15 protein-coding genes are annotated in these 17,061 nt (G+C 41.0%); 9 read left to right on the top strand and 6 right to left on the bottom strand.

The window, feature by feature from the left end:
• Window positions 1-16: 16 nt before the first annotated feature.
• Window positions 17-475 carry an Hsp20/alpha crystallin family protein gene (locus FIB07_02780; protein ID NJD51772.1) on the bottom strand — a complete coding sequence of 153 codons (459 nt, stop codon included), beginning with the start codon at window positions 473-475 and terminating at the stop codon, window positions 17-19.
• A 105-nt stretch (window positions 476-580) separates the two neighbouring features.
• On the opposite strand from FIB07_02780, the gene FIB07_02775 reads away from it, so the two are divergent.
• The 3 genes from FIB07_02775 to FIB07_02765 all read left to right on the top strand — a co-directional run bounded on the left by FIB07_02775 (window position 581) and on the right by FIB07_02765 (window position 4,052).
• On the top strand, window positions 581-1,189 hold the full coding sequence (locus FIB07_02775) for a flavodoxin family protein (GenBank protein NJD51771.1): 609 nt from the start codon (window positions 581-583) through the stop codon (window positions 1,187-1,189).
• Window positions 1,190-1,330: 141 nt separating this feature from the next.
• Window positions 1,331-3,271 (top strand): PAS domain S-box protein, encoded by a 1,941-nt coding sequence (locus FIB07_02770; GenBank protein ID NJD51770.1) that lies wholly within the window; start codon window positions 1,331-1,333, stop codon window positions 3,269-3,271.
• Window positions 3,264-4,052: an ABC transporter permease gene (locus tag FIB07_02765; GenBank protein ID NJD51769.1), complete on the top strand. Its 789-nt coding sequence runs from the start codon at window positions 3,264-3,266 to the stop codon at window positions 4,050-4,052. Before FIB07_02770 ends, FIB07_02765 begins: the two co-directional genes overlap by 8 nt.
• Window positions 4,053-4,100: 48 nt before the next feature.
• Here FIB07_02765 and FIB07_02760 read toward each other — a convergent pair whose 3' ends face one another.
• The 4 genes from FIB07_02760 to FIB07_02745 all read right to left on the bottom strand — a co-directional run bounded on the left by FIB07_02760 (window position 4,101) and on the right by FIB07_02745 (window position 10,357).
• A complete protein-coding gene (locus tag FIB07_02760) occupies window positions 4,101-6,068 on the bottom strand; it encodes a secretion system protein (GenBank protein ID NJD51768.1) in 1,968 nt (655 codons plus the stop codon).
• Window positions 6,065-7,753 (bottom strand): secretion system protein E, encoded by a 1,689-nt coding sequence (locus FIB07_02755; protein ID NJD51767.1) that lies wholly within the window; start codon window positions 7,751-7,753, stop codon window positions 6,065-6,067. The genes FIB07_02760 and FIB07_02755 overlap by 4 nt, the downstream gene beginning before the upstream one ends.
• Window positions 7,754-8,414: 661 nt before the next feature.
• Window positions 8,415-9,215: a septum site-determining protein MinD gene (locus tag FIB07_02750; GenBank protein NJD51766.1), complete on the bottom strand. Its 801-nt coding sequence runs from the start codon at window positions 9,213-9,215 to the stop codon at window positions 8,415-8,417.
• 107 nt (window positions 9,216-9,322) lie between these two features.
• Entirely contained in the window at window positions 9,323-10,357 is a 1,035-nt protein-coding gene (locus tag FIB07_02745; GenBank protein NJD51765.1) for a tRNA-dihydrouridine synthase family protein, read from the bottom strand.
• A gap of 79 nt (window positions 10,358-10,436) precedes the next feature.
• Here FIB07_02745 and FIB07_02740 point away from each other — a divergent pair, with 79 nt between their 5' ends.
• The 5 genes from FIB07_02740 to FIB07_02720 are packed head-to-tail and all read left to right on the top strand — an operon-like array spanning window position 10,437 to window position 14,927.
• Window positions 10,437-11,204 (top strand): indole-3-glycerol-phosphate synthase, encoded by a 768-nt coding sequence (locus FIB07_02740; protein NJD51764.1) that lies wholly within the window; start codon window positions 10,437-10,439, stop codon window positions 11,202-11,204.
• Window positions 11,205-11,262: 58 nt separating this feature from the next.
• Complete coding sequence (gene trpB, locus FIB07_02735) at window positions 11,263-12,447, top strand: tryptophan synthase subunit beta (GenBank protein ID NJD51763.1); 1,185 nt, start codon at window positions 11,263-11,265, stop codon at window positions 12,445-12,447.
• Window positions 12,444-13,217 (top strand): tryptophan synthase subunit alpha, encoded by a 774-nt coding sequence (locus FIB07_02730; protein NJD51762.1) that lies wholly within the window; start codon window positions 12,444-12,446, stop codon window positions 13,215-13,217. Before trpB ends, FIB07_02730 begins: the two co-directional genes overlap by 4 nt.
• 26 nt (window positions 13,218-13,243) lie before the next feature.
• A complete protein-coding gene (locus tag FIB07_02725; protein ID NJD51761.1) occupies window positions 13,244-13,813 on the top strand; it encodes a CDP-alcohol phosphatidyltransferase family protein in 570 nt (189 codons plus the stop codon).
• Between the two features lie 49 nt (window positions 13,814-13,862).
• Window positions 13,863-14,927 carry an inositol-3-phosphate synthase gene (locus FIB07_02720; protein NJD51760.1) on the top strand — a complete coding sequence of 355 codons (1,065 nt, stop codon included), beginning with the start codon at window positions 13,863-13,865 and terminating at the stop codon, window positions 14,925-14,927.
• Here FIB07_02720 and FIB07_02715 read toward each other — a convergent pair.
• The gene (locus tag FIB07_02715) at window positions 14,924-16,237 is read right to left on the bottom strand and encodes a TldD/PmbA family protein (GenBank protein ID NJD51759.1); all 1,314 of its coding nucleotides are present in this window, start codon (window positions 16,235-16,237) and stop codon (window positions 14,924-14,926) included. The two genes, FIB07_02720 and FIB07_02715, sit on opposite strands and share 4 nt — an antisense overlap.
• Before the next feature lie 118 nt (window positions 16,238-16,355).
• Between FIB07_02715 and FIB07_02710 the strand changes: the two genes are divergently transcribed.
• Entirely contained in the window at window positions 16,356-17,060 is a 705-nt protein-coding gene (locus tag FIB07_02710; protein NJD51758.1) for a phosphoribosyltransferase, read from the top strand.
• Window position 17,061: the final 1 nt, after the last annotated feature.

The following is a 17,061-nucleotide window of genomic DNA, read 5'->3' as shown; positions in this document are numbered from 1 at the left end:
TATAGCCATCACTGATCTATTCGACCTTGAGCGGTGTTTTCTTCTTGATCTCGGTCCTGGGCATCTTAACTTCAAGAATCCCGTTCTTATAGGTTGCTTTTGATTTATCAGGATCCACAGGCGATGGCAGGGAAATTGCCCGATAATAACTGCCGCTTCGCCTTTCCCTGTAGATATAGCCTTTTTCTTCCTTCTTTTCTTCCTGTTTTGTCTCGGCAGATATCTCAATCCTATCCTCTGTGACATTGATTTTGATGTCCTGCTTTTCAAGACCCGGCATCTCTGCTGTTGCAGTTATTTCTTTATCATTTTCCACCAGATCTATGAAAGGTTCACGATTTTCGGAAGGAACAATAGCGCCGCTTTCTCCCGAGGATAATAAATGCCTTGATGCTGGTCTTCCCCAGAAATTCTCAAACATCCTGTTCATAGTATCTTCAAATCTTCTGAAATCACTCCATGATGATTCTACCATTACTAACTACCTCCAATAGTATTTTTGTGATTGATTATATTTAAGTTTAACGCCGTCATCTATTTGAGCATACCTGCCAATTCAAAATATGTGACTGAACACAGGATAAAACTTTTTGGTATTTGCGGAAGCCCGAAAAAAGGCGCAACCGATTACATTGTGCAGGAAGCCTTAAAATTCGCAAAAGAAAAATATAACGTTGAGACAGAGTATTTTTCTGCCATGGGTAAAAAAATGAACTTCTGCATCCATTGCGATTATTGCATACGTGAGAAAAAAGGATGCATCCATAAAGATGATCTTCAGGAGGTTTATGAAAAACTCAAATGGGCTGATGCTATCATAATAGGAACACCAGTATATCAGGGATCGGTCAGCGGACAAACAAAAGTCATAATGGACAGGTGCAGGGCGCTTGCAGCCCAGGATTCATATTTTATCCTTAACAAACCCGGGGCAGCTTTTGCTGTTGGGGGCGACCGCATTGGCGGGCAGGAACCATCGATCAGGGTGATACTGGACTTTTATACGATAAATGAAGCAATCCCGGTCGGCGGAGGCTCTTTCGGAGCGAACCTGGGCGGAACGTTCTGGTCAAAGGACAAAGGGGCAGAAGGGGCAAAAGAAGATGAGGAAGGATTAAAGAGCATGCGTAAAACTATGAATAGGTTGATCAAATTAGCTTCAATTTTGAATAACGATAATCCGGTGTAATATATTTTAAAATAATATTGGGATATATTAAAGTATAGAAAGAACATTATCCACTGAGACTTATGGGTAAGAGCCTATTGAGCTTGGAAACTTTATTGAAAATTTATAATATATGGAATAAAAAGCAGGGGTATCATTAACATGGTAACTAAAGATATCTCGGAAAAGAAGAACCTTAAAATCAGCCTGGAAGATTCCGAAGCAAAATATCGTGACCTGTTCGAGAATGCCCGGGACCCCATGTACATCCTGGATATGAATGGTACTTTCCTTTCAATGAACAATGTGGGGATTAATGCACTTGGCGCGACAAAAGATGAAGTGATCGGAAGCAACATATCAGAGTGGCTCACGCCGGAAAGTATGGAAATTGCCAGGAAGAGACTGAAGGAATATGCTGACGGTATATATATGGGGCCAATGGTCTATGAAATGGTCCGAAAAGATGGCAAACACATATGGGTTGAGGTTAAGAGTAGATTTATCAAGAACGGGGAAAGGATAACGGGCACTCATGGCATTGCAAGGGATATGACAGATAAAAAGAAAATGGAACAGGAACTAAAGGAATCCGAAGCAAAATACCGCGACCTGTTCGAGAATGCCAATGACCCGATGTACACAATCGATACCGCAGGTTTCATCAAAACAATGAACAAGGCAGGATTGAAAATATTGGAGGGAACAGAAGAAAATATCATAGACTCTCATATTTCAAAATGGCTAACTCCCGAAAGCATGAAATCTTCGCAGGCAGTTTTGGAAAAACAAATATCAGGAGAACCGTGGGATTTACCTGTTCTTATTGAAGTGGTAAGTAGTAATGGAACACATAAATGGGGTGAAGCCAGAACAAGAATATTAAAAGAAGGTAATATAATCACCGGAATACATGGCGTAGTAAGAGATATTACTGAGAAAATAAAAATAGAACAAAAACTCATAGAATCTGAAGCAAAATACAGGGAACTCTTTGAAAATGCGAATGATGGGATGTATACACATGATATTAACGGCTTTATTCTTACGATAAATGAGGCCGGGTGCAAGATACTTGAATGTACAAGAAAGGATGAAATAATAGGCACTAATATATCCGATTGGCTGACACCGGAAAGTTTTGAAATCGCCAGAGAAGTAATAAAAAAATATACATCAAGAGAAACACCCAAACAACCCATTCTTCTTGAAATTATCTCCAAAAATAAGAATCACCTGTTTGTTGAGTTCAAGAACAGGTTAATCAAAGATAATGACAGGATTATTGCAATACATGGCATTGCCAGGGATATCACTGAAAAAATAAAATTAGAACAGAAGATCAAGGATTACCATGTAAAACTGGAAAGATCCTACAGTGAATTGTTAGAAGCAGATAATGTAAAAACCGAATTCATGTCAAATATAACTCACGAATTATTAACTCCTCTTACATCCATCAGGGGTTTTGTAGAATTGCTTAATGATGGAACAATGGGTAAAATCAATGCCGAGCAAAAAAAGAGCCTTGAAATAATTTTTCGTAATTCTGACCGGTTGATCAGGCTTATAAAAGAATTACTGGATACTTCAAATCTGGAAAATAATAAGCTTGGATTGCAGTTCGGGCTTGTTTCCTTAAACAGTATTCTTTCAAAAACCATACAGGATATCCATCCACAGGCAAATGATAAACAAATTACTATCATCAAGGATATCCAGCAACTTCCTGAAATATGGGGAGATGAAGAAAGGCTGGTACAGGTCATAACAAATCTACTTATTAATGCAATAAAATTTACACCTCATAAAGGAAAAATCACAATTAAAGCAGAGGAGGATTTTGAACACATTAAAATCAGTATTTCAGATACTGGTATTGGTATTCCTGCTGATAAATTAAATAGCGTATTTGAAAGATTCTACCAGGTTGACGGGTCAGCAAAAAGGAAATACGGTGGCGTAGGACTCGGGCTTTCCATTTGCAAAAGCATAATAGATAAACATTATGGAAAGATATGGGCACAGAGTAACGGTAAAGGAAGTACTTTTTATATACTCCTGCCAAAATTAGAGAATAAGGAAGGTGAAAATAATGCTTGATCCGGGGATCGAAGCCGGGAGAATATGGGCTTCTTTTTATAAAAGCTGGATAATAGCAAAACGAAATTTTTTCACCATTTTTGAGGTGATATTCTGGCCATTTATCGGTCTTATGTCTATTGGTCTTATGGCAACATTTTTTTCAATGGCACAGACCACGATATCTTTTCTCCTGATAGGTGCTATCGCTCTATCCATCATACAGGTATGCCAGATAGATATCGCATATGTAATGCTTTTTGATATGTGGAGCAAAAGTGTGAAACACACGTTCATGGCGCCGGTCAGGGGCTTTCACCTCATAATCGGCTCACTTCTTTTTGGCATTCTTCGAAGCACACTTGTCTTTGTTATCCTCATGGTATTGTCATTCTATTTTTTCAGCTTTGATTTTCTTATTGCCGGAATCTGGCCGACAATGGTTTTTTTGGGGGGGCTTTTCCTGACCTCAGCCTCGATCGGGATTCTTGTTTGCATTTCAATTCTCAGGTTCGGACAGCGTGCTGAGGTGGTAGCCTGGACATTAACAGGGATAATGATGTTCATTTGCGGGATATATTACCCGGTTTCAATGCTTCCGCCGGCTATACAGATAATAGCAAAAGCGATCCCTCTTACTTATTTTCTTGAATACATGAGGTCTTTTTACGGATACGGGGAAGCAAATGTAATGTTTGGTTTCGGGCTGGGATTTTTTTATTTCGTTATTGGCATGATAGTTCTTGACTCGGCCATTATTAATGCAAGACGTTCAGGAATGCTTCTGAGATTATCGGAATGAAACATGAAAATGCGGCTTTGCTTTACGTTCTTCGCGCTCCTTGTAAAGCTAGTTTACGAATAATGTGAACAGCAGATAACCAATAGTCATCATAATTACCGAATGTTTCAGTCCTGAAAGGGCATTTCCTTCACCCATGACACCTGCTATCAAACCTGATGAAAGACCCTGGATAAGAGCGCCATGGAAGAAAATACGGTTATACATATCCAGCTTCGCACGGCTAAGGCTAAGAGGAACCGCCCCGCTTCCTCCTGATGACATCTTTTCTCCTGCTTTTACCATCTCTGTAAGGAAAGTAGTAGAAATAATATAAATGATACCTACGAAAACCATGAACGATATGTAAATAATTACAACATAAATGAACATATTGGTTTTACGTTCATTCTTCAAATCCTGTTCTGCTGCAACATCTCTTGCAGCCACATTCAATACTTCACCAATATCTCCGCTTGACTCATTTGCTTTTGTCAATAAGTTGACAGATCTGGATATGAAATGAGTCCTGAAACGGTTAGCGAATCGGACAAGTGATTCATTAACAGGAAGTCCCCATTCAATATCATTATTGATCTTTTTGATCTCTTTGCTCATACCAATATCAGAACGTGTCATCAGTCTTATTGAATCGCGAAGTGTCATACCAGTCTCATTCGTACTTGCCAGCTTTTTCAAAAAATCAGGTATTTGTTCCTGTATTTTATCTTCCTTTCTCTTCTTGTACTCATGGAATAGCATCAAAGGTATAATAAGAATGTAAATACCGAAAACAACTTTATCATCAATATAATCTACAAAATCCGGTGATCTCATCCCATAATATATATTGATAATTAAATATATTAAAGTAATTGGAAAACTCAATAATAAAGTATATATAGGCTTTTCCCTCAGTGGTTTCAGCGGATCGCGGATCATTTCATTTAATTTAAGGGAATTCCTTGCCTTGATAAATCCAAGATATCTTGGCTTTTCTTCAGTTTCAGGAACTATTATTTCACCAACATTACTCTGGGTAGGAAGAAGGGGCGCCTCACCGGTAGAGCCTGGCGTAATAATATTGACCATTACCACAAATATCATCGATCCTATGGGTATTACCGCATAAATTATCGCATATATCATCATGTCACTGCCCGAACCCATAACTGACATCATGACACCAAGAATGATCATAAATAAAGGTCCTGCAACAAATGCTGTTACATAGGATTCAGCTACCAATCCCAGGGTTTCAAGAAATCCCTTCTGGTCCACCTTGGCCCTGCTCAGGTAATATTCAGATTTATCCCTGAAATAAGTTGGAATATCTCCACCGCTGTCAATAACTGTAAGGAGATTATGCATAAGATCCCTGAAATTTACGGAGGGGGTTGCATCACAAATGTTCTGGAGAGCAGTTCGCAAGTCATTTCCGAAATAATCCATATCCCTGATGATGACATCCATTTCCTTTGATACCTCACCATATGTGCTGGAACACTTGCTCAAGGAACGAAATATTTCTATTAAATTCATACCTCCCCTGCTTAATGCATACATATATGTAACGGAATAAGGCAGATTCTTATCAATATCTCCCTTTCGTTCCCCGGCCCTGAAACCAGGATACATAAGAAAGAGCATATAGGTGATCATCCCGAACAATCCGCCCAGGAAAAGAATGATAAAAATCGATATTGAGATTGTTTTGTATTCCAGCATCCATGCTGTTTCCTGGGTAAATGTAAGATGAGTGAGCCTTTCGGGCAGACCCACAATAGCTACGATAATGTATGCAATAATCAAACCCAGGATTGCTCCAAAAATACCCGCAACTACCGAATAAAATACCGCATTTGATAAATACATTTCATACGAAATAGGGATGCGCGCCTGCCTTAATGACATTCGCATATCCCGGAACTGTTCTTTTTTCGCTTTTATCTTATCGCCAAGTAAAACAAATGGCAGTTTCTTTATTTTTAAGAACATCAATTCGGCGGATCTACTAATATTTTCCATTATCTTCATCCGGATATCAATAATTTCTTGAGTACTTTGTCTGGGGTAACCTGATAATCATGAATAATAGTCGCTATCGCATTAAAATCAGATATTTTATTATTTACCATGAACTCGAGAATTTTTTGGCGGTTCATTAATTCCTGTTTCAAATCTGAAATATTCCAGCCTCTTCGGATCATTATTTCGTTGAGTGCTTTTGATTCTCCTACCCTGTTGAATTTATCTGTCAGTGCATCCCATGAAAAAATATCATTAGTCCTTATGTTCCTCGTTGTAGGGTCAATATCAGTGATCTCAACAAGTTTCATATTTCGCCGTGCTCTTTTTCCTCTTACGAATGTTTGCGACTGAATGCTTATTATATTAAGTGCCTGTATCATTGTCCTTGGAACACTGATGGGTGGATTCTCAAGCCTGTGGATGGCGCTTGAAACCGAATCGGCATGCATAGTTGAAAATGTTGTATGTCCTGTACTCATTGCCTGGAAAAGTGTCAGTGCTTCCTTGCCCCTGACTTCGCCCACAAGAAGGAATTCCGGCCTCTGCCTGAGTGCAGCCTTTAGCAGGTCGTACATATCGATAGTCCCTTTTCCATCAGCAGTAAAGGAATCTCTTGTTACTCCGGGTATCCAGTTAGGATGCGGCAATTTTAATTCCCGTGTATCTTCAAGCGTGATGATCTTGGCCTGCCACGGGATGAATAAAGAAACTGCATTAAGAGATGAAGTTTTCCCTGAAGCTGTACCGCCGGCATATATAAGACTCTTGTTGTTTTCGATGCAAAGCCACAGATAGGCCATTTCCTCGGCTGAGAATGTATTCCAGTTTATCAGGTCAACTGGTGTTATCGGGACTTCACTGAACTTTCGGATTGTAAAAGTAGCTCCATGGGTTGTTATATTTTTCCCGAGTGTCATCTGGATACGTGAGCCGTCAGGCATAGTTGCGTCGATCATCGGTTCTGCAACTGAAATGTGTTTTCCGCATCGCTGGGCAAGCCGTATAACATAAGAATCCAATTCGTCTTCCCTGTAAATTATGTTTGTTGCCAGGTTGGTATATTTCTTATGATATAAATAAATAGGAACACCAAAACCATTCGCTGAAACGTCTTCAATCCTGTCATCATGCATGAGAGGATCGATTTTACCAAATTTTATAAAATCCCTGCGTGTATAATATAATATTTTTTCAGTTGTTAAAGGGCTTACATCTATTGAATATTCTTTAACTAACTTTCTAACTTTATCCGTAAGGGTTTTATTCTTATCTTCATCATTTTTAATATCTTCAAAAAGAAGGACATCTTTCAACCTGTCTTTTATTTCCTTGAGGAATAGTTCCTCAAAATCAGAAAGTTTTGGTTCGACTACATAATACAGGTTTGAATTCTTTTCAGGGTTAAACAAAATTACAACTAAAGCATACGGTTCATTAACCCAGTAGCGTTCCAGTTCATTATATCCGTTAATACCTTCATACGTTACAAGCGGCCCGTGAACCGAAGGATCATATAATTCCTTATCGCCCTCTTCCTTTGCCAGTAATTGTTTAATTTTTCCCACTAGGGATGTAGGTTTTTCCACGCTATCCAGGGATTGCATTTCCTTTAGTTTCTTTACCCGGGTTTCAATATCTGAAAATAATTTATCTTCTAAAATCTCATAAACAGCCTGCTTTTCAGGGGTCATCTTCTCCCCTATGAGATTTCTCGTTGTATCAGTATCAATATTCAGGCGCTGAATAATGGCGCCTATCTCTTCGGAAGGCTTTCCAGATTTTTTATCTTCTATAACATTTTCATCAATTGATGAAGAATTTTTTTCTATATCTTTCCCTGGTAACTTATCCGGCTTAGATATTTTTTCTATTTCAGTATTATGTCCATCCGCACCTGGCAATTCTTTCGGATCCCCAATATTTGAACTTACTACGGTATCTTTTGTTTCCTTTTTAGTAGTTGGTTCATCCGATCTTTTTATAGATTCCTCTTTAGAGTCTTCTTTAGGTTCTTCTTTGGATTTTTCAGATTCTTCCTCAGTAACATTTATTTTGTTTTTATTTTCATCATGTTCCGGTTTTTCAATGGGTTTATCCGATTTTAAAACAACTTCTGGAGCTTGGTTCTTTTCTTCGGATAATATCTTACTTTTTCTAATTCCCTTTCGCTTTCTCCCCTTCTGATGTTTTCCCTTTTTGGATTCTGATAGTTCTGAGCTTAATTTCACATTTTCTTCTGATTCCGACTTATTTTCCATTTGAGCCATTTTTACATTGCCTTTTTTTCAGATTTTTTTAACACGTGTGAGTTCTTCATCTGTAATGGAAAACCTGTTCTTCCCTTCACTAAGTTCATTTTCCATTCTTTTTTCCTCCAAAAACAGACTTTACAAGACGATCAACAAAACTTCGCCCATCTTTTTCTACTTTTGGTTCTATGTATTTCTCTCCTGTAAGCTGGGCAGCAAGTCTCTTGTAGGCGATTGAAGCAGGTGAATTGGGGGATTTTATGACTATGGGCATCTTGAACGCTGCTGAGAGCCTCATATTTGCATCTTCTGGTATCATTTCAAGAATCTTTACACCCAGAAGTTCGGATACTTTATTGCGGTTTATTTCAGTTTTCTCAAGAGTGGCACGATTCAAAACAGCACCTTCCACAGTCCTACCCAGCATTTCAGTGAGTGCTTTGGTTTTCAATGCATCTGCCATTGATGTAAGTTCGGGATTTACAACCAGGATGACCTGGTCGGCGATAGCAAGTGGAATAACTCCATCCCTGCTAATACCGGCAGGAGTATCTATCAACAGAAAATCCATTCCATCAACAAGAGTGGACATAACATCTTTCAATATATCAGGATTTGATTTCTGGAATCCCGTCAATGATAAGCCACTGGGCACTACTTTAAGGCCTCCGGGACCATCGTAAATAGCCTCTTTTATATTAGCGTTACCGCTCATTACTTCATGCAGCGTTATTTTGCTTCTTTCAAGGCCGATCAGGAGACCCAGGTTTGCCATACCGATATCTGCATCGAGAACCACTGTCTTCTTCCCCAAAAGAGCCAGGGCTGTCCCAAGATTTAGCGTGGTAGTGGTCTTGCCTGTACCACCTTTTCCTGAAGCTATCGTATATACATGTGCTGTCATGATGATTCCTTCTACGGTGATAATATTATCCTATATATGATATACATCATAATGCTCATAAGTGGTTAATAAACCTAACCTATATTTATTAAAAATTACATGATTACTTAGATTAACCCATTCATAATTGTCATAATCGAATCAATGTCATGGGTCTTGTTTATTTTCATACGAACCTGCTTCACGTTTTCCATGCCTTTTGTAAACCACTGGGCGTTGCGCTTCAGATCGTTAAAAGTGAGCATATTATAATTGCGGCATAGTTTTATGTAATCGAAAAAATCAGCCAGTCTTTCTTCCGTACTCCGGGGAGGCAATATTTCCCCGGTTTTTAGAAAATAAGAGATTTTCTTAAAAATAAACGGATTGCCAATAGCGGCCCGCCCTATCATAAGCCCATCGCACCGGGTATATTCAAGCACGTTTTGTGAAGAATTTTCATCAAAGATATCCCCGTTAGCTATAACAGGGATCGCAAGCTCACTTTTAATGCCTCTGATAAAATCAAGATTGGATTTTCCCGAATAACCCTGTTTTTGCGTTCTTCCATGGACTGTGATTGCATCAGCGCCTGATTTTTCAATAATTTGCGCTATTTTCAATGTTTCATCAAAGTTATCCAATATTCTTATTTTAGCTGTGAGAGGTATATCCAGGGAATCCGAAAGCATTCTTATGATTCTCCCGGTTAGTTCAGGTTTTTTTAATAGTTCTGACCCGCACCCGTTTTTTATAACACCCTGTGCAGGACAGCCCAAATTTACATCAATGAGCTCAGGCCTGTATTTTTCCTGCAAAAATATTGCAGATGCAGCAAGATTTTCCGGAATAGAGCCCATTAATTGTATTCCCATCGGTCTTTCATACGCGCAGGTAAAACCCCTTTCTATGCTTTTGCTGCTTTGCCGCACTACTGCTTCGGAAGATGTCATCTCGGAATAGACTAAAGATGCGCCATATTTCCTGCAAAGGAGCCGGGATGGAAGGTTTGTAACACCGGACATCGGCGCGAGAACAAGATTTCCATCCAGTTTCAATTTTCCAATAGTCAAAGAACTCATGAGTTTTTTAATCCATCTTACTGGATTTCCACATAAATACATACCCCACCATAATTCAAAATCTTTAAATACAATGAACATAATTGTACATCAATGTACTAAAATGTACAATTTGAATGATATAAAGCACATTTAGAATAACACTTAAATAATGATACTTATGCACCAGATAATCACCGAAATAATTGCATCAACAAGAAACAGGATCCCTCTTACTTCAAACACGATAAAGAGAATAACCCCAAGAGATTTCAAAAAAAGCATCAAGGATAAAAAACAACAGGGACTCATTCCAGTGATCTCGGAAGTAAAACCATCATCTCCGACTCGCTTTATCAGGAATGTTACACCCCTTGAAGCAGCCGGAATTGCAAATCAGATGGAATCTGCGGGTGCAGCAGCGATATCCGTACTTACAGAACCGGATTTCTTTAAAGGCAGTATCCGGAACCTGATATCTGCCAGGGAAAATGTTAAGATTCCGGTACTCAGGAAGGATTTCATTATTAATAAGAACCAGGTCCATGAAGTAGAAAGCGATTTGATCCTTTTGATAGCAGGGATCCTGGGAGATGAACTGGATGGTTTCGTAAACGAAGCAATATCTTCAGGCAGGGAGCCTCTTGTTGAAGTGCATAACAGCGATGAACTTGAAAATGCGCTTGCAACGCGGACAAACATAATCGGGATCAATAACAGGAACCTTACTACAATGAACGTTGACATATCAACAACTGAAAAACTGGCTCCTATTATCAGCAACAGGATAATTATAAGTGAAAGCGGGATATCATCTCCTGATGATGCAGTCCGTATGATAGACGCAGGCGCTGATGCGATACTTGTAGGAACATCCATTATGCTGGGAAATGTTTACGAAAAGACTTACGAATTAGTACATGCATTGAACACTAAAAATAATCATTGAGATAAGAATAATTAAAAAGAATAACTAAGAAAAATAATTAAGAAGGATAAATAAAAATATGACACTTAAGCTTGAATCAAAATTTGGCAAATATGGCGGCCAGTTCGTACCTGAAGTATTGATGCCTGCACTTGTTGAGCTTACTGAATACTATGAAAAATATAAAGATGATGCTGTTTTTAATGATGAACTGGATCATTATCTCCGGGATTTTGCAGGCCGCCCGTCCCCGTTATATTTTGCAAAAAGACTGAGCAAGGAATACGGTGTAAAGATCTATTTAAAACGGGAAGACCTCATCCACGGCGGCGCCCATAAATTGAATAATACGCTTGGCCAGGGGTTGCTTGCAAAATATATGGGGAAAAAAAGGATCATCGCAGAGACAGGCGCAGGCCAGCATGGCACAGCATGTGCAATGGCGGGCGCAGCGTTTGATATAAAGACAGAGGTTTACATGGGCGCCAGGGATACTGTGCGCCAGCGCATGAACGTTTACAGGATGGAACTGATGGGGACAAAGGTCATTCCTGTAAAAAGCGGTTCAGAGACTCTAAAGGATGCGATTAATGAAGCAATGCGCGACTGGGTGGCAAATGTAGGGACAACGCATTACATGATCGGCTCTGTGGTCGGGCCGCATCCATTCCCGACCATGGTGCGGGATTTCCAGAGCGTGATAGGAAAAGAGGTGCGTACCCAGATACTGGAAAAGGAAGGCAGGTTCCCCGACTCCATAGTGGCATGCACAGGCGGGGGCAGCAATGCGATGGGAATATTTCATCCATTCATAGAAGAAGATGTTGATCTTTTCGCAGTAGAAGCAGGAGGAAGCGGCATGAAAACAACGGAAAAAGAGGCGCTTCATTCAGCAACTCTTTGCACTGGCGAAGATGGCATCCTCCACGGCATGCGAACAAAGGTGCTCCAGAATAAGTACGGACAGATACTTGAATCAAGCTCGATCGCAGCAGGTCTTGATTATGCTGGAGTTGGTCCTGAACTTGCGTACCTGGCTGATATTGGACGTCTTAAACCATGCAACTCAATGGATAGTGAGGCCCTTCTTGCATTCCATGACCTTTGCAGGTTTGAAGGGATCATACCTGCGCTTGAATCATCTCATGCTGTGGCGTATGTCAGGAAAGCAGCAGCATCAGGAGAGCTTGGGGATGTTGTTGTTATAAATATTTCAGGGCGAGGCGATAAAGATCTTGAGACCGTTATGGGGATGAGAAAATGAGAATCGATGAGAAATTCAAACAGCTTAAAGCGAGAAAAGAAGGCGCCCTGATCGCATATATCTGCGCTGGCGACCCTACGCCGCAAGCCACGAAAGAGTATGTGACAGCACTTGTCCGGGGCGGCGCGGATATCATTGAACTTGGTCTTCCGTTCTCAGACCCGGTGGCTGATGGCCCCACGATCCAGGCTGGCATCCAGAGAGCGCTTGATGGCGGCATGACGCCTGATATTTATTTCAGGACGATTTCTTCGCTAAAACTGCATATTCCTCTTGTCGTGATGACATATTATAATCTCATATTCAAACGCGGCCTCGAAAAATTCGCAAAGGACTGCGCAGCATCCGGGATATCCGGAATTATTGTGCCGGATCTTCCGCCCGAGGAATCAGATGAACTCCAGAGGATATGCAAAGAGAACGAAATAGACCTCATTTATCTTGTGGCTCCCACGACAAATGAAGAAAGAATGAGCAGGATACTTAAAGAAGGAACAGGTTTTATTTATCTTGTAGCACGGCTCGGTGTTACCGGCGCCCGGTCAGATGTTGCGGGTTCGACACGCGAGCTTATAAAAAGAGTAAAGACTAACACACCAAAAGCAGTTGGATTCGGTATATCGAATGGCAGGCAGGCTGCTGAAATAATCCGCGCCGGGGCTGACGGGGTGATCGTCGGGTCTGCATTTGTGGATATTATTGCAAAAGGTGAAGATGTGCCTGCAAGACTTGAGGCGCTGGCGCGGGAGTTGAAGCGAAAGCAATCTTAATCATATCCCGCAACAATAAAAACGCAATGTTCGAAGAAATCAAGGAATCGGTCAGGGATATTTTAAGACCCCTGGCAAAAAAGATCACCGAAATAAACCCGAATACGCTGACCCTGTTCGGACTTCTGCTCAGTTTTGTATCAGCATATTTTTTCGCACGGCAGGAGCTTTACTGGGCCGGGACTTTTTTACTTGCAGGCGGTTTTTTTGATTCCCTCGATGGTCTTGTTGCTCGCGAAAATAACCGGACAACACGGTTTGGAGGTTTTCTGGATTCTGTATGCGACAGGTTCGCAGATACTGCCATAATAATCGGAGCGATGTACGGCGGCTTGACCCGGTTGGATTTCATTCAGGGCTGGTTGATAGGCACTATTGCGATTTTCGGCTCGCTGATGGTCAGTTATACCCGCGCCCGGGCCGAAGCAGCCGGAGCGAGCGCATCAGTTGGATTTGGAGACCGTCCTGTAAGGATAATTATAATCATCCTGGGGGCTTTCTTCAAAATGGTAAACTGGGCTATTCTCCTGGTTGCAGTTATATCCTTCATAACTGTTTTCCAGAGGATAATATTCGTAAGAAGAGTCCTTAAATAACAAATTTTAAGTTGTATAAATATCAATAAGCGGTATAAGAGGAAATTTAATGGAAGGCATACGTATCGCGATAGCTGGTGTAGGAAATTGCGCATCATCCTTGATTCAGGGACTTGAATATTATAAAAATATAAAAAATTCCGATGATCTTGTTCCCGGATTAATGCATAATTCGCTGGGCGGTTACCTGATCTCAGATATTAAACCTGTAGCAGCTTTTGATATCGATATGCGTAAAGTTGGAACTGACCTGTCCGAAGCCATATTCTCCGATCCGAATTGCACGAAAAAGTTTTCCGATGTGCCCGGATTTAATGTCGAGGTCATGAAGGGACAGGTGCTTGACGGTGTTGCTCCTCACATGAAGGATTATTTCAGGGTGGACGAAAAACAAAAACCGGTAGATGTAGTATCTGTCTTGAAAAAATCAAAGGCAGACATATTGATAAATTATTTACCCGTAGGTTCGGAAGAAGCCGTTAAATGGTATGCGTCCCAGGCACTTGAAGCTGGCTGCGGTTTCATAAACTGTATACCTGTCTTTATCGCCTCGGATAAACAATGGGCTGACCGGTTCAGGAAAGCAAAGCTTCCGGTCATAGGGGACGATATTAAGAGCCTTGTGGGTGCAACGATCGTTCACCGTGCGCTTACCCAGATGATAGTGGCCAGGGGTGCAAGGATCGACAGTACCTACCAGCTAAATATCGGTGGGAACACGGACTTCAGGAATATGACCGACCAGGCAAGGCTTAAATCCAAGAAGATCTCAAAAACACAATCCGTGGCCTCCCAGATACCTTATGATGCTTATGTTTACGCAGGCCCCAATGGCTGCATAGATTGCCTGGATGATAATAAGGTATGCCACCTCAAAATTGATTTTAAACTTTTCGGGGACGTCCCTGCTTACATTGACCTTAAACTCTCTGTGGAGGACAGCCCGAACAGCGCAGGTGTGGTCGTGGACGCCATCCGTGTGGCAAAAATCGCACTTGACAGGAAGATCGGCGGGCCAATACTGCCAGCATCCGCATATTTTATGAAACATCCCCCTGAACAGATGCGGGATGTTGAGGCACGGGAAAAGCTTGAAGAATTTATAAAAGGCTAATTCCCTACAACTTTCATTTTACTGACCCTGACCGTAGGGGTTATGACATTCCCTACTTTCCTCACATCTTTCCCGATCCCGTCGATATTCTTCAAAAGTTCAAAGACATTCCCGGAGATCATCAATGATTTTATGGGTGATGCGACCTGGCCGTTCTTTATTTCAAATGAATTCCTGGCCTCAACCGAAAAATCCCCTGATATGGGATTTGCGGTATGGGCACCGATAACGGTATTGACAATAACCCCATCTGATGTCTCTGCAATGATATCTGATGAGGGATGTTCAATTATTAAGTTACGAATACCAATTGAGGGCGTGGATGTGTAAGATCCCCTGACTGCATTGCCTGTGCTTTCCCGCTTCTCTTTCCCTGCAGTATAGCAATCATAAATGAACGACGATAAGATACCGTTTTTAATAATCGGAGTTACCCGGGATGGCGTCCCTTCTTCATCGCATGAAGATGTACCAAGACCACCGGAAAAAATCCCGTCATCGCTAATAGATAGTTGATCCGAAGCGATCAAAGTATCCATTTTCCCTCTCAAGGATGACCTGCCTTTCTGGACATTATCCGCATTTACCGAGGTCACGATCGTATTTTCAAGGAGGTCTGCAATAGCCATGGGTTCCAGAAGTACAGTGCAATCCCGCGTCCTGGTGCTTATTCCATTTTGTGATCGCAAAGCAAGGGAAGAGGCTCGTTCCCCGATTTTGTAGAAATCCATATCCAGTTTTCTCGACATGTCAAACTCGGAAGCGGTGGAAAGAGGCGAATCCCTGGTAATTACATCGATTGAAGCCTGTAAGATCGTATCTTCTTCCTGTGTCTCAACGCCGTTTGAGTTCAAGATGAGCTTTGTTGAATTCCCGCATGCAAAATGTCCTGAAGTAGGCACAATAGTCTGGATGGATTTTGCGCCGTTTATCAGTTCAGTAGCAAAATCAATGCAGGACTCGATCCGGATATCTGCAATCTTCTTATCAAAAATGCCCTTAACTTTAGGGAGTTTCTTTTTTCCGGGAAGTCCTGACCATTCAGGGTCTCTGCCTCTTACACGCGCTGATTTTACAGAAAGTTCGGAAGCTTCTTTAATTCGCAAAACATCGTTAGTACTTGAAAAGCCTACGGCCCCTTTCACGATCGCCCTTATCCCGATGCCTGAAATAAGACTTTCTTTTGCAAGATCAATTACGTCCCTGTGAATGTCTATCGAAATAGACCTGCCTTTTATGCAATAAACCTCAACTTCATCCGCTCCTTCTTTTTGTGCAAACTCAAGAGCATTATATGCATTATCAAAAATATCATTCATGGGAATCATTAATTTAAACTTAAAGCAAGTTAAAGCTTTGCAAAGAACAATAGGAATCTTCCAAAAAATATATAGCCCTGTAATACATTTCCGTTACGGTGGTGACCCAATGGTACTTCCTGATAAATTCAAATGTGTAATAACGAACTGGGACTATATTTACGACCTTTGCAGGCATGTTTCAAATGATGTGAAAAAATCGGGATATAAACCCGATACGATAATTGCACTGGCCCGCGGTGGATGGTTTGCCGGAAGAGTGCTTTGTGATTTTCTGGGGCTTAACGACCTGACAAGCCTTAAGATCGAGCATTATGTAGGTACTGCAAACGCCGGAGCCGATCCTCGTATTAAGTATCCGCTTGCAGATAATGCAGTTGCCGGGAAAAGAGTTCTGATCGTGGATGATATTACCGATACTGGCAAAAGTATCGTACACTCAAAAGAATATGTAAGCAAACATAATCCAAAAGAGGTCAGGACCGCAGTACTCCAGTACCTGTACACATCGGAGATAAAACCCGATTACTGCGGCGAAGTTGTTCAGGAATGGGGCTGGATCGTATATCCCTGGAATTTTATTGAGGACATGATAGATATCATCTCCCGCCTCATGGCCAAAGAAAAGAAAAACGAATGGAATGTTGAAAAAATAAGGACAGGACTTTTGAAATATCACAATATCGATCCCATAAGCTTTGAGATAGCGCAGCCCGACCGAATGGAAGAGATACTTGATGAAATGGTAAGAAGAGGGATAATAAAAACTAAAAACGTTCAAGGGAAAAAATCATGGACTTACGAAGGAGCGTGAA

Origin of the sequence: Candidatus Methanoperedens sp., assembly GCA_012026795.1 — an archaeon.
Taxonomy (GTDB): Archaea; Halobacteriota; Methanosarcinia; order Methanosarcinales; family Methanoperedenaceae; genus Methanoperedens.
This window is presented reverse-complemented; position numbering and strand designations above follow the sequence as displayed.

What these genes read in the sequence shown, in the direction of transcription:
- FIB07_02765 (NJD51769.1), top strand. Translation starts at nt 3,264, where the DNA reads ATGCTTGATCCGGGGATCGAAGCCGGGAGAATATGGGCTTCTTTTTAT.
- FIB07_02725 (NJD51761.1), top strand. Translation starts at nt 13,244, where the DNA reads ATGTTCGAAGAAATCAAGGAATCGGTCAGGGATATTTTAAGACCCCTG.
- FIB07_02770 (NJD51770.1), top strand. Translation starts at nt 1,331, where the DNA reads ATGGTAACTAAAGATATCTCGGAAAAGAAGAACCTTAAAATCAGCCTG.
- FIB07_02740 (NJD51764.1), top strand. Translation starts at nt 10,437, where the DNA reads ATGCACCAGATAATCACCGAAATAATTGCATCAACAAGAAACAGGATC.
- trpB (NJD51763.1), top strand. Translation starts at nt 11,263, where the DNA reads ATGACACTTAAGCTTGAATCAAAATTTGGCAAATATGGCGGCCAGTTC.
- FIB07_02710 (NJD51758.1), top strand. Translation starts at nt 16,356, where the DNA reads ATGGTACTTCCTGATAAATTCAAATGTGTAATAACGAACTGGGACTAT.
- FIB07_02720 (NJD51760.1), top strand. Translation starts at nt 13,863, where the DNA reads ATGGAAGGCATACGTATCGCGATAGCTGGTGTAGGAAATTGCGCATCA.
- FIB07_02745 (NJD51765.1), bottom strand. Translation starts at nt 10,357, where the DNA reads ATGTTCATTGTATTTAAAGATTTTGAATTATGGTGGGGTATGTATTTA.
- FIB07_02755 (NJD51767.1), bottom strand. Translation starts at nt 7,753, where the DNA reads ATGACCCCTGAAAAGCAGGCTGTTTATGAGATTTTAGAAGATAAATTA.
- FIB07_02760 (NJD51768.1), bottom strand. Translation starts at nt 6,068, where the DNA reads ATGAAGATAATGGAAAATATTAGTAGATCCGCCGAATTGATGTTCTTA.
- FIB07_02750 (NJD51766.1), bottom strand. Translation starts at nt 9,215, where the DNA reads ATGACAGCACATGTATATACGATAGCTTCAGGAAAAGGTGGTACAGGC.
- FIB07_02780 (NJD51772.1), bottom strand. Translation starts at nt 475, where the DNA reads ATGGTAGAATCATCATGGAGTGATTTCAGAAGATTTGAAGATACTATG.
- FIB07_02730 (NJD51762.1), top strand. Translation starts at nt 12,444, where the DNA reads ATGAGAATCGATGAGAAATTCAAACAGCTTAAAGCGAGAAAAGAAGGC.